Origin of the sequence: Cognatundibacterium squillarum (genome assembly GCF_014652435.1) — a bacterium.
Lineage (GTDB): Bacteria > Pseudomonadota > Gammaproteobacteria > Burkholderiales > Burkholderiaceae_D > Undibacterium > Undibacterium squillarum.
In genome coordinates this window covers 74,587-92,439 of sequence record NZ_BMYU01000005.1, presented here as the reverse complement: position 1 = coordinate 92,439, position 17,853 = coordinate 74,587, and the positions used below count along the sequence as shown (strand labels likewise).

Genomic DNA, 17,853 nt, shown 5'->3' with positions numbered 1-17,853 from the left:
TTTTTTATGTCTGCGCGTGTTGGAACACGGAATACCGGACACGGAACATGACAATTGTCATGTGAAAGTTATGACGTATGCCCCTGAACTTTCTGATGCCGCACAGGCACACTGAAGCCTGTTCAATATTCTTTCTGACGGAGGCTGAGATGTCCCGATTTTCCCGTAGTGTACTGAGTCTGTTGTTGTCCGGTCTGGCAATGCAAGCCAGCGCTGCCGATACCCTGATTCGTCAGGCGCGTGTGTTCGATGGAGAACGCATTATCGGTGTGCGCGACGTGCTGATACAGGATGGCAAAATTTCCCGCATCGACACCAGCATTCCGGCACCTGCAGGTGCGGTGATTACGGAAGCCGCCGGCAAAACCCTGTTGCCGGGCCTGATCGACAGCCATGTGCATGCGTTTAAAGACCAGGAATTACCGCTGCTGTTTGGCGTCACTGCGCAAATTGACTTATTTGCCGCACAGCCTGCATTACAAGCCTTTAACCGTCAGCTGAAAGAAAAAAATACCCAGCTGCCTGACACCTACTCCGCAGGTATGCTGGCAACTGTCAAAGGCGGACACGGCACTGAATACGGATTACCGGTAGAAACACTGAGCGCGCCGGATCAGGCGCAGGCATGGGTGGATGCACGGATTGCGGAAGGTTCACACTTCATCAAAATCGTGATGGAAAGCGGCGGACATGAACACGTCGTCCCCAGCCTCAGCCGCGACGCCGTGAAAGCACTGATCAGCGCTGCACACAAGCGCAACAAACTGGCACTGGTACACATCAGCAGCATTGACGATGCCCTGTTTGCACTGGAAAACGGCGCAGATGGTCTGGTGCATTTATTCACCGCAAAAGAAATCAGCGATCAGCAATTAAGTGCACTGGTTCGCGCTGCAAAAAAACACCGTGCCTTTGTAATTCCAACCTTCTCGGTACTGAACAGCATTGCAGGCATCAAAGCGGATGCAGTTCTGGCGAATCCGGCGTGGATGCGCTGGCTGACACCAGTGCAGCAACAGGCGTTACAGCAAACCTACGGTCGTAAGCCGCAACCGGAACTGGTAGCGCCCGCCCGTAAAGCTGCGGCAGCATTCCAGAAGGCTGGCATTCCGGTGCTGGCGGGAACGGATGCCGGAAATAACGGCACTCAATTCGGTATCAGCATGCACCAGGAATTACTGGAACTGGTGGAAGCCGGGCTGTCACCGGTGCAAGCCTTGCAGGCTGCAACCAGCTCTCCGGCAAAGATATTTCATTTGTCTGATCAGGGACGCATCGCAACCGGCATGGTCGCGAATCTGTTGCTGATCGACGGACAGCCGGATCAGAAAATCACCGATACGCAACGTATCACGGAGGTCTGGAAACAAGGTGAGCCTGTGAGTCCCTTGCAACAGGCGCAGATTAAAAAAGTCGCTGCAATGCAAAGCAATGCGATTCAGCTTTCCGCAGTTACCAGCCTTCTGCAAATAAAAAATAATAAGGCGGCATCTCCGTTCGGCACAGGCTGGATGGCGGCATCGGACAAGATGATGGGAGGCAAATCCACTGCCCGCATGCAGGTGCAGCAAGATAGCGAAGCAGGTCCGGTATTGCAATTGCAGGCAAATATACAACCCGGATTCGCGTATCCGTGGGCAGGCGTCAGCCTGATGCCTGGAGCCCGCCCTATGCAGGCAGCGAATCTGGAAAAGGCAAGCGAACTGCGTTTTAAAACGCGCGGTGACGGACAAACTTATGCGCTGGCATTCGGTATTGATGGCAGCTTTATTCCGGTGCAGATTCCGTTTCAGACCAGTCAGGACTGGCAGGAAGTCCGCGTGCGTTTCGCAGACGTTGCCGGTCTGAATATGAAACTGATTACGATGATCAGCTGGAATGCCGGTGGCGCTGCGGGTGAACGTCAGTTTGAGATTGCGGACATTCGTCTGATCAGTGAATAATGCCGGCACAGGAGCAGGCAACGATGCCTGCTCTTTTTTGCAATGATAAGGATAACGCTGTATGCACCTGCCCTCTCCTCTGATTCCTGAGCGCTACGGTAAAGCACCGTATTTCTGGCTGTTGTCGCTGGTAATCTTTGGCTGGAAAGCCCTCTACACCCGTATGGACATGACAGAAATCGGGCTGATATTGCTGAGTATCTGTGTCTTCTTACCGGTGTATTTTCTGAGTTTCAACAGCACCGGAAAGCGCTTGATGGCGTGCGTGTTTGCAACACTGGCGCTGGGCCTGATCTGGGCGCCGTGGAATGGCGGCGGTTCCACTTTTTGCATCTTCGCTGCAGCGATGGCGAGCCGCATCACGCCGGAGCGCAGGGCGTATCAGACACTGGGATTTGCCGGTCTGCTGATCATCACATGTACACTGCTGCTGAACCTGCAGTCGTTTTTCTGGATCCCTGCACTCTTGTTCGGCACCACTGCCGGCGTCAGTGCCGTCATTGGTGAAAAAATGCTGCGCAGTAAAGAGGATCTGCTGCGCAAGCAGGAAGAAGTTGAATATCTGGCGACCATTGCAGAACGTGAACGGATCGCAAGGGATATGCATGATCTGCTGGGACACAGTTTATCGGTGATCGCCTTAAAAGCAGAGCTTGCACGTAAGCTGATGCAGCGTGCGCCGGAACAGGCCGAACAGGAAATCCGGGATGTGGAAAAAACGGCGCGCGATGCACTGGCAGAAGTACGAGCAGCAATTACCGGCTACCGCTCCACCGGATTCGCGCATGAGTTGCGTCAGGCTTGCGCAACGCTGGAATCTTCCGGTGTGCAATGTCAGATCCAAATGCCCGCAAACTTCCCCGCATTATCCGCTGCGACTGAAAACATACTGGCTTTACTGCTGCGTGAGGCAGCAACCAATATTCTGCGCCATGGAAAAGCAACACAATGCCATATCCGTCTTGAACAACAGGCTGCGCAATGGGTGCTGAGTATTTGTAACGATTTACCGCAGGATGCACAGCATCAGCCAGTTCGCGACGGTAATGGTTTGCGCGGCATGCGTGAACGACTGGCTTCTCTGAACGGAAATATTGATATTCGCTGCGAAGAACAGTGGGAAATTCGCGCCACTTTAGCAAAGGACTTTGCATGATACGTATTTTATTAGCCGAAGATCAGGCACTGGTCGCCGGTGCACTGGCGGCACTGCTGAAACTGGAAGATGATATTGATGTGCTTGCGCAGGCAAAAGACGGTAAAGAGGCATTGCAGCTTTGCCAGACACTGCAGCCGGATATCCTGATTACGGATATCGAAATGCCGCACATGAGCGGACTGGATCTGGCGGCAGAACTGCATACTGCGCGCAGCACGGTCAAAGTCATTGTGCTGACCACATTTGCCCGCAGCGGATTTCTGCGCCGTGCACTGGCAAGCGGTGTGCGTGGTTATATGCTGAAAGATGCTCCGGCAGAAACGCTGGCGGCAGCAATCCGTACTGTGCACGCAGGCGGCAAAGCGATTGCGCCGGAACTGGCCGTGGAAAGCTGGGGCGCGGCAGCGGATCCACTGAACGAACGCGAACGGCAAATTCTGCGTCTGGCGGGTGAAGGCGCAAGCAATGCAGATATTGCAAAGCGTTTGTTTTTATCTGAAGGTACGGTAAGAAACTATTTATCGGAAGCTATCAGCAAATTGCAGGCGAAAAACCGGGTCGATGCCTTCCGTCTGGCACGGGATCAGGGCTGGCTGTAAGCGTAACCACTGAGTGGCTTACACCGTACCGTGCTGACTATTAAATAGTTTGCGCATTGCGATACGCAGATTCAGCGCCATAATTGCCGGCTCCTGCCAGCGCCAGCGCCACGGGCGCAACAGCCAGCATGCAATCTGCAGGGCACGCCGCTCATCAATCGCGCGGAAAAAGTCTTGCGGGAACAATGCTTCCAGCTGACCAGACGCCGGATTTTGAAGGCGGGGCAAATTTGCCGGCAGACTGCGCTCCGACCATAACAGTGGCAGCAATCCGGTCAGATCTGCGCCAGCCAGATGCCCGGCATCCATCGTCAGGGTCGGCCGGAAATTCTGCTCCAGCAAATACCATTTCCCGTCCTCTTCGGATTCGATCAGATCCAGCCCGCACAAACCATGAAATCCGCTGAGCTGCCCGAGCTTCTGCGCCATCTCGGTTAAGCCGTCAAACACTTTAAAACGAATTGCAGCAGAAGGACCGAGGCTGCCCCAGGTACGGCTGCGGTAATAGGAAAACATCCCCGCCAGCACGCCGTGCTGATACAAAGCACAAGCACTCAGGGTTTTCCCACGGATAAATGCCTGCACAATGCGTGGTTCAGAAAAATCTGCCGCCGCCAGACTTTCCGGCGTATGCAGTATCTGCACCGATAAGCCCGCATATCCCTGCGCCTCTTTTAAGACAAGCGGAAAGCCCAGCACAGCAGCGGCATCCTGCGCTTCGGCAAGATTATGGCAGACTCGAAATGCCGGCATCCGAATACCGGCAGCAATACATTTTTCTGAAAAATTTATTTTAGAAACCACCATATCCAGTGAGGTCAAAGGCACCGCATGCTGAATCACATCCTGTACCCAGCTTTGCGTGCGATGCGCTGCCAGCGCATACCACAGGGTGTCGTCACCGATCACAATCCAGTCGTGAGGCGCTGTTTTCGCCAGAAATTCCTGCAAAGCCTGCAGGTAAGCATCCATCGCAGCCGGTGCGCAATGGCTGGCGGTCACATGGCGTGACAGCGAAGGATAATTTCCGGCCGGGCCAAACACTTCAACGGATGCACCGGCTGCATGCAGCATCGCCGGCAGGCGTGACAAGCCCTCCCAGCAAGCTTGACTGAGAATCAGAATACGTGGAGCAACGGCTGCGGGTAAAGCGGGCAACATACGTCAACCAGTTGAATAAAACAGATCAGACTGTAACACCGACCATCTGTTCTTTTAATGACAAATACATCACAAAAATTTGTTTTTTACCATTGCAAATACCCGCTGAAAGACTGATTTCCAGCCTGTGGGAAGACCACTTTTCCTCTGCGCGTCTTTTTCCCTGCTCAGTCGGCCTCGCGGGTAGCTGTAGTGGGCGGTCCAGTCAGCGTGTCAGCTGTTACGGCAGTATTCGCCAGTTCCTCAGCCAGAAAGTCTTTTTTTGACAACTTTCCGATCGCAGTTTTTGGCAGACTGCTGCGTATCACCAGTTGTGCAGGTAATTCATGCTTTCCGAGAACAGGGCTTAAAAATGATCTTAAGTCCGATAAGCTTAGCGGAGAACACCCCGGCTTCATCACAATACCGGCACGTGCCAGCTGCCCGCGGTAAGGATCCGGCATGCCGATGACCATGACTTCTGCCACATCCGGATGACGGTATATCGCTTCTTCAATCAGACGCGGATAAACATTCATACCGCCAGTGATCAGCATATCTTTGCAGCGATCCACGATGTAAAGATAACCATCCTGATCCAGATAACCGATATCACCGGTCCGCAAATAGCCGTCCGCTGTAAAACTGTCAGCATCAGGTGGCCGTCTCCAGTACTGACGAATCACGTTTGGGCCGCTGATGCAGATTTCGCCCTTGGTACCGGTAGCTTCGGTGATATCCGGCGCACCCAGACGTACAATCTTCAGCGCCAGCCCCGGCACCGGCAAACCACAAGAACCTGCGCGCACTGCACCGGTACGCGGCGTAAACGTGCCGGACGGTCCTGCTTCAGTCATGCCCCAGCCTTCCAGCAAACGACAGGCACTGACGGCCGCAAACCGCTCTGCCAGAACATGCGGCAGCGGCGCCCCGCCGGAACAGCAGAACCGCAAATGACACTGACGCAGCCTTTCTGCCTGCGGATGCATCATCAGTCCCGCATACATGGTCGGTACACCGGGGAATATACTGACCTGTTTCTTCAGTAAATCTTGCAAGACCGCATCTGCATCAAAACGCGCATGCAGGATGATTTCCGCACCGGCAGACAGCGCAAGCAAAATGCCTGCCGTCAGTGCATAAATATGAAATACCGGCAAGACCAGCAGCAGGCGCTCCTGGCCGAGCCGCAATACCGGCGGTTCAGTACGGGTCGTTGCCAGTAATTGCTCGCAGGCACTGAGTAAGTTGCTGTGCGTCAGCAGCGCACCTTTCGGTTCACCTGTCGTACCGCCGGTGTACTGAATCAGCGCTGGCTGTTCGCTGTCATCGTGGCGGATCAGCGCACCCGCAGCAGCGCAAACATCAGGCAAAGTTCGGAACAGCGTATGTGACGGCAGTTCCGCCAGCAAACCGGCAGTCTGCAATTGCTGTCTTGCTGACAGCGGATCAGCAGCACATGCACAGACATCCTGCACCAGCACTGCCTGCAAGCCACTGCTGTCAGCAATCTGCAGCAGTGCAGAAATGAACGGAGTGAGATTTTGCGTCAGGACAAAGACCGCCTGACTGTCCTGCAGTTTGCGCGCCAGTTGCTGAGGTGCATCGAGCGGCGACAAAGGAACCACGACTGCGCCGCATTGCCACAGTGCAAAATAACTGAAGATGGCCTGCGGAGAATTTCCGCTCAGCAAACCAACCGCCTGCCCTGCCAGCACCCCTGCCTGCTGCAAACGATCACGCAGTTGCGCCGTTTCCGTGGCGATTTCTGCATAAGTCCAGCAGCGGCCACCAGCCTGTAATGCGGCATGATCTGACCAGCGTTCGCACATCTGCGCAAACCAGTCGCTCAGATGTTGTCTGACCGCACACAAATGGCGCGGGATTCCGGCCGGATAATGTTGAAGCCAGGGTGCATCTTGCATACCAAACCTCCGGACGGGATGGAATCACAGACGACAACAGTTGCTGCATGCCATGACACCGGCAGGAATGCAGCACTCAGGCTTTTCATATTATCCGGTGCAGTAAATTATGCAATATGCATCATTCTGATCACATGCACAAAGCGCTGTATGAAATATTCAGACGAAGGTGATCAAATCCGGCTGATTTTTCAATTCCAGATGCGGTACCTGATTCAGACTGGTAATCACAGCAGGCAGCGATGGATCAGACGGCGCGGTATTCAGGCATGTGACGCCGGTGTTGACCATAGACCAGCTTAAGCGCATGAAATGCAGTGGCGGAAACTCGAGCAGTATTTGCGCGATCGTTGTAATCACACCTGCGGACGTGAACACCACCACATCCTGACCGCTTTGCTGCACTTGCCTGATCTGCTTCATTAAGGCTTGTTGTACGCGCTGCCGGAACGCAGGCCAGCTTTCGGTGTAATCATGCTGTTCCGGTGCGGCAATCCAGCGCTCCATTGCGGCAGTGAAAATCCCCTGAAACGTCCGCATTCCATCCGGCTGCGCCAGAATCGCCCGGCTTTCAGCGGGATCGTCCAGTGCAGGCATATGGCGCACAAGAATTTCATGGTGGTGAAATTCATTCCAGTCGCTGTCCGTTTGCCATTCACTGGCAAGATGCGCAGCATGCGCACTGCCTGACCAGGCGGCAGCGCAGTGTTCTGCGGTCTGATGATGGCGCTGCATACTGCCTGTGACTATCGCCGCTGGCGGGCGCTGGCATTGATTCCACCATTGGCCCAGCAATTGCGCCTGCAAATATCCGCGCTCAGACAACTGATCGTAATGCTGACTACCGAAAGAAGCTTGTCCGTGCCGGACCAGAATGAGTTGCGCCACCGTGCCTGCCCCTGAGTAAAAATGTAAGGGTAACACATGCCACAGTGGCAGGAGAGGCTGGCGCGATCAGCCAGCGTTGTTGTCGTCAGGAATCAGGCAGGCATCAATAATTTGCAAATCATTATCTTTTGCAAAATTCAGCACGAAGTGAAATGCCATCGGTTCGATATCGCGGATGGCTTCATTCACCACCACGGAGCGAACGCCGTTCATCAGAATCGGACGAACATAGGGGGAATATTTCAAATGGGCGTGGCGACCACCGTCCGGGCTGAAACAGGACATGGCGCCACAAAGCCGTTCCGCCCAGTCACTCGGGCGAAACTGTTTTCCCTGATTGGTCAGACCCAGAATAAAAAACTCTTTAACGGGTTTGGAAGGTGTTTTGTCGGAATCGGCCATGTGCTCGGCTCGCAATGAAGCAGGTTTGAAAAAAGCAGAATGTCATTATGTGATATCCAGCTTTCAAAATACTTCCATATTATATCTTATAGAAGACTTAGTTCGAAACCGGACTTACAGATTTTCCACCCTGCCGGCCGCTGGCACAGCATGCTTAACCACTATAGCCGATTTTGCCGCGCAGTAAAGAAAGTCAGCCCGCACGGGATTTCCGGACAAAAATAACAGCAACATCTGCCAATTTCTGACAAATTCCACGATTAATGCAGATCATAAAAATCCGGCAACACATCCGTCTTTACTGACTATGCATACTGTGGCGCTGAATGCTACCGAGCATCGCTTCCAAAAAAAATCTTCTGAGACTTTCCGGACAAACAAAGTACACGCACGCGTTTGGTGCAAAAAACACGGAAAAAAGCCGGTCATTTGCGCAGTTCTGCACAGGGCAGCGTGAACGCCCGCGAAAACAGTGGGTTCCGCAATCAGTGCATGATGATCACTGCACAACTAAAATTCACAGGGCGATGACATTCAGACGTCACTACGGCAAACAAGCCCGAGTTGACACCGGCAAACCGCAATTCCCTCTTCACCGGCCATCCGCAGATGATACGCAGGCAAGCTCAGGGGCAGGAAAAACGCGCTGAAACAACTGCCGGAGGCCTGTTTTGCGGACTTCTGCACAGCACCTGCCCGCTTGCCGGCGAAAAGCCTGGCACTTCGAAAAGTCATGATGACGAATATTGCATCAACAACGGCGTGCCCTGCTGCCGGCTCCCCCATTCTTCATTCAGATTCAGGCATCTCCGCCCCCCCCTGCTGCACACCAGTCAGTCAGCGCAAAAACAAAAAAGCCGCTCCGGACCGGAGCGGCTTTTCAGCCTGAAGCCAAACTGACTCAGAGCCAGACTGCAAACGACAAGATTGCCAGCATCAGCATCCACAATAACAAGGCACGCCAGACCAGGCCGACCACACTTTGCAGTGAACGCGGTGTTGCCTCTGCACCCGGCTGGGATTCGATTTCCGCGGCTTCATCTTCCGCGTCTGCGTCAGTGATGATCAGCGCTTTCTCTTCAGGCTCGCCGAGACGCACACCGAGCGCACCGCCACCAGCGGACAAAATGATGCCCATCGCTTCATCTTTCCAGCGATCCGCATAATTCCGCCAGGAATACACTGCATCTTCAAAATTACCGACAATCGCGAATGCCACCGCGGTCAGGCGCGCCGGCAACCAGTCTATCCAGTAAAACACTTTGCGCGCGTATTCACCAAACGCTTCATTCCGCATATGTTCCGGCTCAGACCAGGCACGGGCCAAATATTCAGAAACGCGGTACATCACCGCACAGGCCGGACCTACCGGCATCAGGAACCAGAAAAAGACACCGAAAACATTGCGGTGCGTGGCGATCAGAGAGCGCTCAACGGCAAGGCGGGAAATTTCCGGAACATCCATGCCCGTGGTATCAATATGCGCCCACTCCGCCAGATGACGGCGCGCAGCATCGTCATCACCGGCACTCAGGGCCAGTTGTATGGAGGTGAAGTAATGGCTGTAGCGACGGAAACCCAGTGTCATGTAGACGATGAACACATTCCACAACAAACCGGCCAGCGGGTTCAGCTTCATACACAGCCAGTAAATCAGCGCCGTCGGTACTGTCAGCAGACCAACCACGATCCACCAGCCAAGCCGGCCATGTTTAGCCGCACCCGCATTGAAACTTTCCTCGATCTTATGCGCCAGTTGCTGAATCTGGATATACACCGGATTATCAACGCGCAAAGGTTTGATTTGTTCAATCAGCAATGCCAGCAAAATCGAAATAAAAGTCATAATGAGTCAGGCATTCGGGCGGTTCGTCAGGCCGCACAAGGGTTTGCAAATGCGGCAAGTGTAAACCGAAATGCCGGGTTTATGAAGCATTGCCCCGGAGACACAGGACAAAAACCTACGCCCGCAGGAAATGGTAGAGATTCCGCAACATTCCGGCAGTGGCGCCCCAGATAAAATAGTCGTGGTAAGGCATGGAATAAAAATGCCGGATCCGCTCCTGCGTCAGTGCATAGCGATGCAAAAAATGGTGCGCATCATCCATCAGAAATGGCAGCGGTACGGTAAAAATTTCCGTTACCTCCGAAGCATCACCTGCCCAGATAGCGCCGGAATGCAGCAAACCCACAACCGGCGTGACTTCATAACCAGTCCCTGTGCGATATAAAGGCAAGGTGCCGAGCACTTCCACTTCGTGCTCCGGTATACCGGTTTCCTCACTGGTTTCGCGCAGTGCAGTGGCAATCAGATCTGCATCACTGTCTTCATAGCGCCCACCGGGAAAACTGATTTGTCCGGCATGATGCCGCAATTGCGCCGATCTGCGCGTCAGTACGATTTCCGGTCCGTCCGCGGTCTCAAGCACAGGAATCAGCACCGCCGCCGGACGAAAGGCTTGCTCATGCATGCGCTGCTCATCCAGACGGGTATCCGGTGTCCAGATTCGCGAAGTCTGAAAACGGGCACGCAGTGCATCTGACTGCAAACGCTCGGACGCTATGGCACCAAAATCTGCCACTGGATCTGCAGGCACTTCCTGAGGATGAAACTTCAGACTCATCAATCCATCTTTCAAAAACAAAAAGGATGCCGAAGCATCCTTTTTTGCAATCAAAGCAGCATAAATTATGCTTTAACTTCTGCAACCACTTTACGTGCTGGCAGTTTTTCTTTGATACGTGCAGACTTACCGGAACGCTCACGCAGGTAGTACAGTTTTGCACGACGTACGTCACCGCGACGTTTCACTTCGATAGAAGCGATCAGTGGGGAGTACAGCTGGAATGTACGCTCAACGCCTTCGCCGGAAGAAATCTTACGAACGATGAAGTTAGAGTTCAGACCACGGTTACGACGGGAGATAACAACGCCTTCGTAAGCCTGTACACGTTTGCGAGTACCCTCAACAACGTTGACGTTAACTACAACTGTGTCGCCAGGTGCGAACTCAGGAACGTTTTTAGCCAGACGAGCAATTTCTTCTTGCTCTAATTTTTGGATCAGATCCATTTCAGACTCCAGTAGCCATCTTACCGACGCCGCAGGCATTACCTGACTTCTGCCCGGCAGAGGATGGGGTTAAACAACGCACAGTGATCTGTGCACTTGAAACCAATTCTGTCATTCAACAGAACCGGTCAAACTTTTCAAAAACTGCTCGTCAGCACGGCTTAGCAAACCGGCTTCGCGCGCACGCAGAATCAGGTCTGGTCGTTTTTTCGCACTGGATTCCAGTGCGCGCTGACGACGCCATTTTTCAATTTCCGCATGATTTCCGCCCAGTAAAACCGGCGGAACCGCTTGTCCTTCAAACACTTCAGGCCGTGTGTAATGCGGGCAATCCAGTAAGCCATTCACGAAACTGTCCTGCACCGCAGAATCTGCGTCGTGCAGTACACCCGGTAACAGCCGGATTACAGCATCCATCACCGCCATTGCAGGCAACTCGCCACCGGATAACACGAAATCGCCGAGGCTGATTTCTTCATCCACACAATTGTCCAGCAAACGCTGGTCAACTGCCTCGTAACGGCCACACAACAACACGACACCGGATAACGCACTCAGTTCGACGGCTTTGCGGTGCGTGAACGGCTGCCCCTGCGGTGACATGAAAATCACACGCGGAGCCTGTCCGGTAACTGCAGCCTGACGTTGTTTCGCCAGCGTAATCGTGTCCCGCAAAGGACCCGGCATCATCACCATACCCGGACCACCGCCATAGGGCCTGTCGTCCACGGTACGGTGCCTGTCACTGGTGCAATCGCGCGGATTCCACAAGTGCAATCCGGCTTTTTGCTGCTCAAACGCTCTGCGCGTCACACCTGACTGTGTCAGTGCGGTGAACATTTCAGGAAACAGCGTGACGACGTCAAACTGCATCGTCATCAGAAGTCCAGTCCCCAGTCCACCTGAACGCGTTTTTCCTGCAAATCAACCTGTTTCACAAACTGATCAACAAACGGAATCAGACGTTCGTACTTGTGCAATTCTGCTTCCGGCACTTCTGCTGCCGCAACACGCAGAATCGGATGCGCACCGTTATCCATCAGATCACGGACCACACCCAGCGAATCACCCTGAAGGTTTTGTACGGACAAACCAATCAGATCCACCCAGTAAAATTCGCCGTCCTCAAGAGGCGGGAAAGACTGACGGGAGATACTGACTGTTGAACCTTTTAATGCTTCTGCCGCATTTCTGTCTGCCACGCCGCGCAAACGCGCCACAACATCTTCACCATGAGGCTTTACCTCGAGGCAATTGATCTCACGCAGTTCCGGCTTATTCAGCCACCACTGACGGGCATTGAACAGGGCATCAGCATCTGCTGAATAAGGACGAATCTTTACCCAGCCCTGAATACCAAATGCTCCCGAGATATGGCCAACCAGGACCAGATCTTCAGGAACATGCATTTCAGCAGACATTCTGCTTCAGCTATTAAGCAGCTGGTTTGCTTTGAGCTACCAGACGAGCAACGGAAGGAGACAGTTGCGCGCCTACACCTTGCCAGTAACCCAGACGGTCAGCAGCGATACGAACTTCTTCTGCATTGCCGGTTGCTACTGGGTTGTAGAAGCCGATACGCTCGATGAAGCGACCGTCACGACGGTTACGGGAATCAGTAACAACGATGTTGTAGAAAGGACGCTTTTTGGCGCCGCCACGAGCTAAACGAATAACGACCATAATATTTCCAGAAAAAAATGTACTAAACGCGGAAAAAGCTGCAGATTATAGTCCAGCATTTCAATTACAGGCAAGAACTATCCGCAACGATTAACAAAATGCACACAGCTTCTCTGTACAAACGCGGCGCTTACTGCTACAACCGCGCTGTAACGATCTGCGAGAATTGTGATGCATAAAAACAAAACCACCGCCACATTGCTGGCAAGTACGCTGGGTTGGACCGGAGCACACCGCTTTTATCTGCGCGGCAGAAAAGATCCCGCAGGATGGCTGTTAGCAGCCAGTTTCCCGCTGAGCCTGTGGTTACAACACACTTACTTTGGCACCCCGGGTCTGCTGACCTGGAGCCCGATGATTGCAGCCGCACTGACCGGATTGATCAGCGCACTGTTCAGCGGGTTGCAAAGCGATGAAAAGTGGGACGCGCACTATAACACACTCAGTGAGCATCCCAGCGCATCCGGCTGGCAGTTAGCATTGATTCTGGTACTGACTGCCGGCCTGACGGCCATCCTGATTCTGGCGATTCTGGCCAGAGCACTGGATCTAATGCTGACCGGCGGTGCCTACGGCTGATTTCCGGAGAACTCCAGCCACCTCCCGCCGAATACATTCATCAGAACATTTCTTCAGGCAAGCCCATAACACCGGCACTGCCGTCGACAATCGCAGAACGCATACCCTGCGCTGCAGACAGAATGTGGTCAGCGAAGAAGCGTGCTGTCACAATTTTGGCTTCCATGAATGCCTTATCAGCATCACCGGTCTGCAGCTTCTCGTGCGCGATGAGTGCCGCACGTGCCATTTGCCAGCCACCCAGCACGATACCCGCCAGCTTCAGATACAACACGCTGCCGGAGAACACGCCTTTAATGTCAGATTTAACATTCGCAACAACGTATTTCACAACGTCTTCAAGCGCTGCACTGCCCTGCGCCAGTTGGTGCTGAATTGCCTGCAACTGCGCATCACCTGACTGCGCCAATGCCTCTTCAGTTGCACGAACCTGTGCCAGAATTGCCAGTGCTACCACACCGCCGTCACGTGCGGTTTTACGACCAACCAGGTCATTCGCCTGAATTGCTGTTGTACCTTCGTAAATCGTCAGAATCTTTGCGTCACGGTAATGCTGTGCCGCACCGGTTTCTTCAATAAAGCCCATACCGCCGTGCACCTGCACACCGGTACAAGTCACATCCTGCGACAATTCGGTAGACCATCCTTTGACGATAGGCACCAGATATTCGTACACAGCCTGCTTTTGCTTACGTACTTCTGCGTCTGCATGATGATGCGCCATATCGCTGTAGGATGCGGCCACATAAGCCAGCGCACGGGAAGCTTCAATCTGCGCACGCATCGACATCAACATACGGCGCACGTCAGGATGGTGAATAATCGCTACCGGACCGGCAGAACCCGCCAGATCACGTGACTGCACGCGGTCGCGCGCGTACTGAACCGCTTTCTGGTACGCACGTTCTGCCAGACCAATACCCTGCATACCAACGCCGAATCGCGCTGCGTTCATCATAATGAACATGTATTCGAGACCACGATTTTCCTCACCAACCAGATAACCGGTCGCACCACCGTGATCACCAAACTGCAGTACTGCAGTCGGGCTTGCCTTAATACCGAGTTTGTGTTCAATAGAAACACAGTGCGCATCATTACGCGCACCGAGACTGCCATCAGCATTCACGAGGAATTTCGGCACGATAAACAGAGAAATACCTTTGACGCCTTCCGGTGCATCCGGAGTACGCGCCAGCACCAGGTGAATGATATTTTCAGCCATATCATGTTCACCGTAAGTGATGAAAATCTTGGTGCCGAATACTTTATAAGTGCCATCACCTTGCGGAACAGCACGGGAACGCACCAGTGCCAGATCGGAACCGGCCTGCGGCTCAGTCAGATTCATCGTCCCGGTCCACTTACCGGAGATCAGATTTTCCAGATAGATTGCTTTTTGCTCATCGGAACCCGCTGTCAGCAATGCTTCGATCGCGCCATCACTGAGCAAAGGGCACAACGCAAAGGAAATATTTGCCGCATTCAGCATTTCCAGACAAGGTGTCGCCACCAGCTTAGGCAGCCCCTGACCGCCGAACTCTTGCGGATGCTGGACGCCCTGCCAGCCAGCCTCCGCAAACATGCGGAACGCTTCCTTGAAGCCTTTGGTTGTAGTAACCTGACCATCATGCCAGTAACTCGGTGCTTTATCACCTTCCCAGTTCAGCGGTGCAATCACTTCACTAGTAAATTTCGCTTTTTCTTCCAGTACTGCTTCCACAGTTTCAGGTGTTGCATCTTCACAACCAGGCAAGGCATTTACTTCAGCCAGATTCGCCAGTTCATTCATCACGAACAGCATATCTTTTACAGGCGCGACATAGCTCATAGCATTTCCCAAGAATAAAAAAGAAAAAGGGGCAAAATCAGCAATGAGTCACAACAACAAAGACCATGCTGTCAATGGCGCGACCAAATACCAACTCTGCCCCGGCACCGGCCCGAAAGCCGGTTTTAGCTTGCAAATCAGCCCAGTTCTTTGACCAGCTGAGGAACTACTTCAAACAAGTCACCAACGATACCGTAGTCAGCAACCGAGAAAATCGGCGCTTCAGGATCTTTATTGATCGCAACGATCACTTTGGAGTCTTTCATACCTGCCAGATGCTGGATCGCGCCGGAAATACCGACCGCGATATACAGTTGCGGCGCAACGATCTTACCAGTCTGACCAACCTGCCAGTCATTCGGCACGAAACCTGCGTCCACAGCAGCACGGGATGCACCCATTGCAGCACCCAGCTTATCTGCCAGCGGTTCCAGAATTTTGAAATTGTCACCGGAACCCATACCGCGGCCACCGGAAACAATTACTTTCGCCGCTGTCAGTTCAGGACGATCCGATTTCGCAACTTCCAGGCTGACGAATGCAGACTTACCGGAATCAGCAACAGCTGCAACAGTCTCAACAGCCGCACTGCCGCCAGTCGCTGCTGCAGCATCAAAGCCTGTTGAACGCACAGTAATCACTTTGACCGCGTCTTCAGACTGCACTGTTGCGATTGCATTACCGGCGTAGATAGGACGCTCAAACGTGTCAGCAGATTCTACTTTGGTGATTTCAGAAATCTGTGCGACATCCAGTTTCGCTGCAACGCGTGGCAGCACGTTCTTACCGAAAGAAGTAGCAGGCGCCAGAATATGGCTGTAGCCACCGGCAACTGCCAGCACTTGCTCAGCAACGTTCTCTGCCAGACCGTGCGCAAAATGCGCAGCATCTGCGTGCAATACTTTAGAAACGCCGGCAATTTGCGCTGCCGCTGCTGCAACACCTGCAGCATTGTGGCCTGCAACCAGAACGTGTACATCACCGCCGCATTTCACTGCAGCAGTAACGGTATTCAGAGTGCTGCCTTTCAGTGCAGCATTGTCGTGTTCAGCGATGACGAGTGTAGTCATGATGGTATCCACTTATGTTATTCAGCAGGCTTGCCTGCTGTACAAATTCAATCACAAATCCGTTTTGATGCCGTCAGCGCTCAGCCGATGACTTTCGCTTCGGTTTTCAGTTTTTCGACCAGTGCCGCTGCATCAGCAACTTTGATACCGGCGCTGCGTTTTGCAGGCTCTGCAACTTTGATCGTTTTCACACGGGAAGTCACATCCACACCCAGATCTGCAGGCTTCACAACATCCAGCTGTTTCTTTTTCGCTTTCATGATGTTCGGCAGCGTCACATAACGTGGTTCATTCAGACGCAGATCCGTTGTCACGATCGCTGGCAGTGTCAGTGCAACCGTTTCCAGACCGCCATCCACTTCACGGGTAACCGTGGCTTTACCATCTGCGACAACCACTTTCGATGCGAAAGTTGCCTGCGGCCAGCCCAGCAATGCTGCCAGCATCTGGCCAGTCTGATTGCAATCATCATCGATTGCCTGTTTACCCAGAATAATCAGTTGCGGCTGCTCTTTATCAGCGATTGCTTTGAGCAGCTTTGCCACTGCCAGAGGCTGCAGTTCAGCATCGGTTTCCACCAGAATGCCGCGGTCCGCGCCAATTGCCATTGCAGTGCGCAGTGTTTCCTGGCATTGCGTTACACCGGCAGAAACAGCAACTACTTCAGTGACTGCACCAGATTCTTTCAGGCGGGTCGCTTCTTCAACCGCGATTTCATCGAAAGGATTCATCGACATTTTCACATTGGCGATATCAACGCCTGTGCCGTCTGTTTTCACACGTACTTTGACGTTGTAATCAACGACTCGTTTTACTGGTACCAGGACTTTCATAGTTCTGCCTTTATGTAATGAGGAATACAGAAAAAATACTGTTGATTGGTCATGCGGATGCAGCAAGCTGCGGTCGCTTCACCCGACTGACATTGTGCACCATTCCGGGCAAATTGACGTATACGTAAATCTCAGGGATTATAAATCGAATCCGGCAACATTTTGCGCAATTTAGCACGATCGTTCCTTTTTTTGTTGCGCGACGTTAGAGCGGATTATCTAAATGTCGCAAAGAATGATGCACAGCATCATCAACAGCTGAAAAAAAAGGAATTTACATCTCAAAGATGCAACAAAAAAACCCGCATCAGCGGGTTGTGCAAGTCAGCTTATTTTCAAGAGCGCAAAATTTATTTGCGCTTAATGAAGTATTCAAACTCGTTAGTGTTTTCCTGATGCGCAACCAGTTCATTGCCGGTCTGCTTGGAAAACGCTTTGAAATCGCGCACAGAGCCTGGATCTGTTGCCAGCACATGCAGGATCTCCCCTGTCAGCATTTCTGCCAGCGCTTTTTTGGTTTTCAGAATCGGCAGTGGACAATTCAGTCCGCGTGCATCAAGTTCTTTATTGATTTGCATGATATTTCCCATACTGGCGAATAAGTTCACCGCTCACACTACAACGATGCACCAATTCTACAAGAATTTTTCATCAATATGGTGCAACGCAACACAGATGCAACAAAACTTTAAAGTCTTAACGAAATTTTACCTTCATTTTGCACTAAT

The 17,853-nt window shown here is 52.7% G+C and carries 18 protein-coding genes; 4 read left to right on the top strand and 14 right to left on the bottom strand.

Going from position 1 to position 17,853, the window contains the following annotated elements; genetic code table 11:
• The first annotated feature begins 149 nt into the window (after positions 1–149).
• From IE092_RS11435 to IE092_RS11425, 3 genes are all read left to right on the top strand, one after another.
• On the top strand, positions 150–1,943 hold the full coding sequence (locus IE092_RS11435; RefSeq protein WP_229793148.1) for a CIA30 family protein: 1,794 nt from the start codon (positions 150–152) through the stop codon (positions 1,941–1,943).
• Positions 1,944–2,004: 61 nt separating this feature from the next.
• A complete protein-coding gene (locus IE092_RS11430; RefSeq protein WP_189357312.1) occupies positions 2,005–3,099 on the top strand; it encodes a sensor histidine kinase in 1,095 nt (364 codons plus the stop codon).
• Complete coding sequence (locus tag IE092_RS11425) at positions 3,096–3,701, top strand: response regulator transcription factor (RefSeq protein WP_189357311.1); 606 nt, start codon at positions 3,096–3,098, stop codon at positions 3,699–3,701. Before IE092_RS11430 ends, IE092_RS11425 begins: the two co-directional genes overlap by 4 nt.
• Before the next feature lie 18 nt (positions 3,702–3,719).
• On the opposite strand, the gene IE092_RS11420 is transcribed toward IE092_RS11425, so the two are convergent.
• The 10 genes from IE092_RS11420 to rpsP all read right to left on the bottom strand — a co-directional run bounded on the left by IE092_RS11420 (position 3,720) and on the right by rpsP (position 12,812).
• Positions 3,720–4,862, bottom strand: a complete 1,143-nt coding sequence (locus IE092_RS11420; RefSeq protein WP_189357310.1) for an ATP-grasp domain-containing protein — start codon at positions 4,860–4,862, stop codon at positions 3,720–3,722.
• A 167-nt stretch (positions 4,863–5,029) separates the two neighbouring features.
• Positions 5,030–6,766: an AMP-binding protein gene (locus IE092_RS11415; protein ID WP_189357309.1), complete on the bottom strand. Its 1,737-nt coding sequence runs from the start codon at positions 6,764–6,766 to the stop codon at positions 5,030–5,032.
• A 159-nt stretch (positions 6,767–6,925) separates the two neighbouring features.
• The gene (locus IE092_RS11410) at positions 6,926–7,654 is read right to left on the bottom strand and encodes a histidine phosphatase family protein (protein ID WP_189357308.1); all 729 of its coding nucleotides are present in this window, start codon (positions 7,652–7,654) and stop codon (positions 6,926–6,928) included.
• A 66-nt stretch (positions 7,655–7,720) separates the two neighbouring features.
• Positions 7,721–8,056 (bottom strand): DUF3579 domain-containing protein, encoded by a 336-nt coding sequence (locus tag IE092_RS11405; protein WP_189357307.1) that lies wholly within the window; start codon positions 8,054–8,056, stop codon positions 7,721–7,723.
• 901 nt (positions 8,057–8,957) lie between these two features.
• On the bottom strand, positions 8,958–9,902 hold the full coding sequence (locus IE092_RS11400) for a CobD/CbiB family protein (RefSeq protein ID WP_189357306.1): 945 nt from the start codon (positions 9,900–9,902) through the stop codon (positions 8,958–8,960).
• A gap of 115 nt (positions 9,903–10,017) precedes the next feature.
• Complete coding sequence (locus tag IE092_RS11395; protein ID WP_189357305.1) at positions 10,018–10,680, bottom strand: CoA pyrophosphatase; 663 nt, start codon at positions 10,678–10,680, stop codon at positions 10,018–10,020.
• Between the two features lie 65 nt (positions 10,681–10,745).
• On the bottom strand, positions 10,746–11,129 hold the full coding sequence (gene rplS / locus IE092_RS11390) for a 50S ribosomal protein L19 (RefSeq protein WP_189357304.1): 384 nt from the start codon (positions 11,127–11,129) through the stop codon (positions 10,746–10,748).
• Positions 11,130–11,240: 111 nt separating this feature from the next.
• Positions 11,241–12,002, bottom strand: coding sequence for a tRNA (guanosine(37)-N1)-methyltransferase TrmD (gene trmD / locus IE092_RS11385; protein ID WP_189357485.1), 762 nt, complete (start codon positions 12,000–12,002; stop codon positions 11,241–11,243).
• 5 nt (positions 12,003–12,007) lie between these two features.
• Complete coding sequence (rimM, locus tag IE092_RS11380; RefSeq protein ID WP_229793147.1) at positions 12,008–12,550, bottom strand: ribosome maturation factor RimM; 543 nt, start codon at positions 12,548–12,550, stop codon at positions 12,008–12,010.
• Positions 12,551–12,563: 13 nt separating this feature from the next.
• Positions 12,564–12,812, bottom strand: coding sequence for a 30S ribosomal protein S16 (gene rpsP, locus IE092_RS11375; protein ID WP_189357303.1), 249 nt, complete (start codon positions 12,810–12,812; stop codon positions 12,564–12,566).
• A gap of 171 nt (positions 12,813–12,983) precedes the next feature.
• Between rpsP and IE092_RS11370 the strand changes: the two genes are divergently transcribed.
• Positions 12,984–13,391, top strand: a complete 408-nt coding sequence (locus tag IE092_RS11370) for an NINE protein (RefSeq protein ID WP_189357302.1) — start codon at positions 12,984–12,986, stop codon at positions 13,389–13,391.
• A 40-nt stretch (positions 13,392–13,431) separates the two neighbouring features.
• Here the strand turns inward: IE092_RS11370 and IE092_RS11365 are convergent, their stop codons facing one another.
• The 4 genes from IE092_RS11365 to IE092_RS11350 all read right to left on the bottom strand — a co-directional run bounded on the left by IE092_RS11365 (position 13,432) and on the right by IE092_RS11350 (position 17,703).
• The gene (locus IE092_RS11365) at positions 13,432–15,222 is read right to left on the bottom strand and encodes an acyl-CoA dehydrogenase (RefSeq protein ID WP_189357301.1); all 1,791 of its coding nucleotides are present in this window, start codon (positions 15,220–15,222) and stop codon (positions 13,432–13,434) included.
• 137 nt (positions 15,223–15,359) lie between these two features.
• Complete coding sequence (locus IE092_RS11360; RefSeq protein WP_189357300.1) at positions 15,360–16,292, bottom strand: electron transfer flavoprotein subunit alpha/FixB family protein; 933 nt, start codon at positions 16,290–16,292, stop codon at positions 15,360–15,362.
• 80 nt (positions 16,293–16,372) lie between these two features.
• A complete protein-coding gene (locus tag IE092_RS11355; RefSeq protein WP_189357299.1) occupies positions 16,373–17,125 on the bottom strand; it encodes an electron transfer flavoprotein subunit beta/FixA family protein in 753 nt (250 codons plus the stop codon).
• A 350-nt stretch (positions 17,126–17,475) separates the two neighbouring features.
• Positions 17,476–17,703, bottom strand: coding sequence for a sulfurtransferase TusA family protein (locus IE092_RS11350; RefSeq protein ID WP_189357298.1), 228 nt, complete (start codon positions 17,701–17,703; stop codon positions 17,476–17,478).
• Between the last annotated feature and the right edge of the window lie 150 nt (positions 17,704–17,853).

Bases quoted from the DNA above. Each gene is read 5' to 3' on its own strand.
- IE092_RS11435 (WP_229793148.1), top strand. From the start codon at position 150: ATGTCCCGATTTTCCCGTAGTGTACTGAGTCTGTTGTTGTCCGGTCTG.
- IE092_RS11430 (WP_189357312.1), top strand. From the start codon at position 2,005: ATGCACCTGCCCTCTCCTCTGATTCCTGAGCGCTACGGTAAAGCACCG.
- IE092_RS11425 (WP_189357311.1), top strand. From the start codon at position 3,096: ATGATACGTATTTTATTAGCCGAAGATCAGGCACTGGTCGCCGGTGCA.
- IE092_RS11420 (WP_189357310.1), bottom strand. From the start codon at position 4,862: ATGTTGCCCGCTTTACCCGCAGCCGTTGCTCCACGTATTCTGATTCTC.
- IE092_RS11415 (WP_189357309.1), bottom strand. From the start codon at position 6,766: ATGCAAGATGCACCCTGGCTTCAACATTATCCGGCCGGAATCCCGCGC.
- IE092_RS11405 (WP_189357307.1), bottom strand. From the start codon at position 8,056: ATGGCCGATTCCGACAAAACACCTTCCAAACCCGTTAAAGAGTTTTTT.
- IE092_RS11400 (WP_189357306.1), bottom strand. From the start codon at position 9,902: ATGACTTTTATTTCGATTTTGCTGGCATTGCTGATTGAACAAATCAAA.
- IE092_RS11395 (WP_189357305.1), bottom strand. From the start codon at position 10,680: ATGAGTCTGAAGTTTCATCCTCAGGAAGTGCCTGCAGATCCAGTGGCA.
- rplS (WP_189357304.1), bottom strand. From the start codon at position 11,129: ATGGATCTGATCCAAAAATTAGAGCAAGAAGAAATTGCTCGTCTGGCT.
- trmD (WP_189357485.1), bottom strand. From the start codon at position 12,002: ATGCAGTTTGACGTCGTCACGCTGTTTCCTGAAATGTTCACCGCACTG.
- rimM (WP_229793147.1), bottom strand. From the start codon at position 12,550: ATGTCTGCTGAAATGCATGTTCCTGAAGATCTGGTCCTGGTTGGCCAT.
- rpsP (WP_189357303.1), bottom strand. From the start codon at position 12,812: ATGGTCGTTATTCGTTTAGCTCGTGGCGGCGCCAAAAAGCGTCCTTTC.
- IE092_RS11370 (WP_189357302.1), top strand. From the start codon at position 12,984: ATGCATAAAAACAAAACCACCGCCACATTGCTGGCAAGTACGCTGGGT.
- IE092_RS11365 (WP_189357301.1), bottom strand. From the start codon at position 15,222: ATGAGCTATGTCGCGCCTGTAAAAGATATGCTGTTCGTGATGAATGAA.
- IE092_RS11360 (WP_189357300.1), bottom strand. From the start codon at position 16,292: ATGACTACACTCGTCATCGCTGAACACGACAATGCTGCACTGAAAGGC.
- IE092_RS11355 (WP_189357299.1), bottom strand. From the start codon at position 17,125: ATGAAAGTCCTGGTACCAGTAAAACGAGTCGTTGATTACAACGTCAAA.
- IE092_RS11350 (WP_189357298.1), bottom strand. From the start codon at position 17,703: ATGCAAATCAATAAAGAACTTGATGCACGCGGACTGAATTGTCCACTG.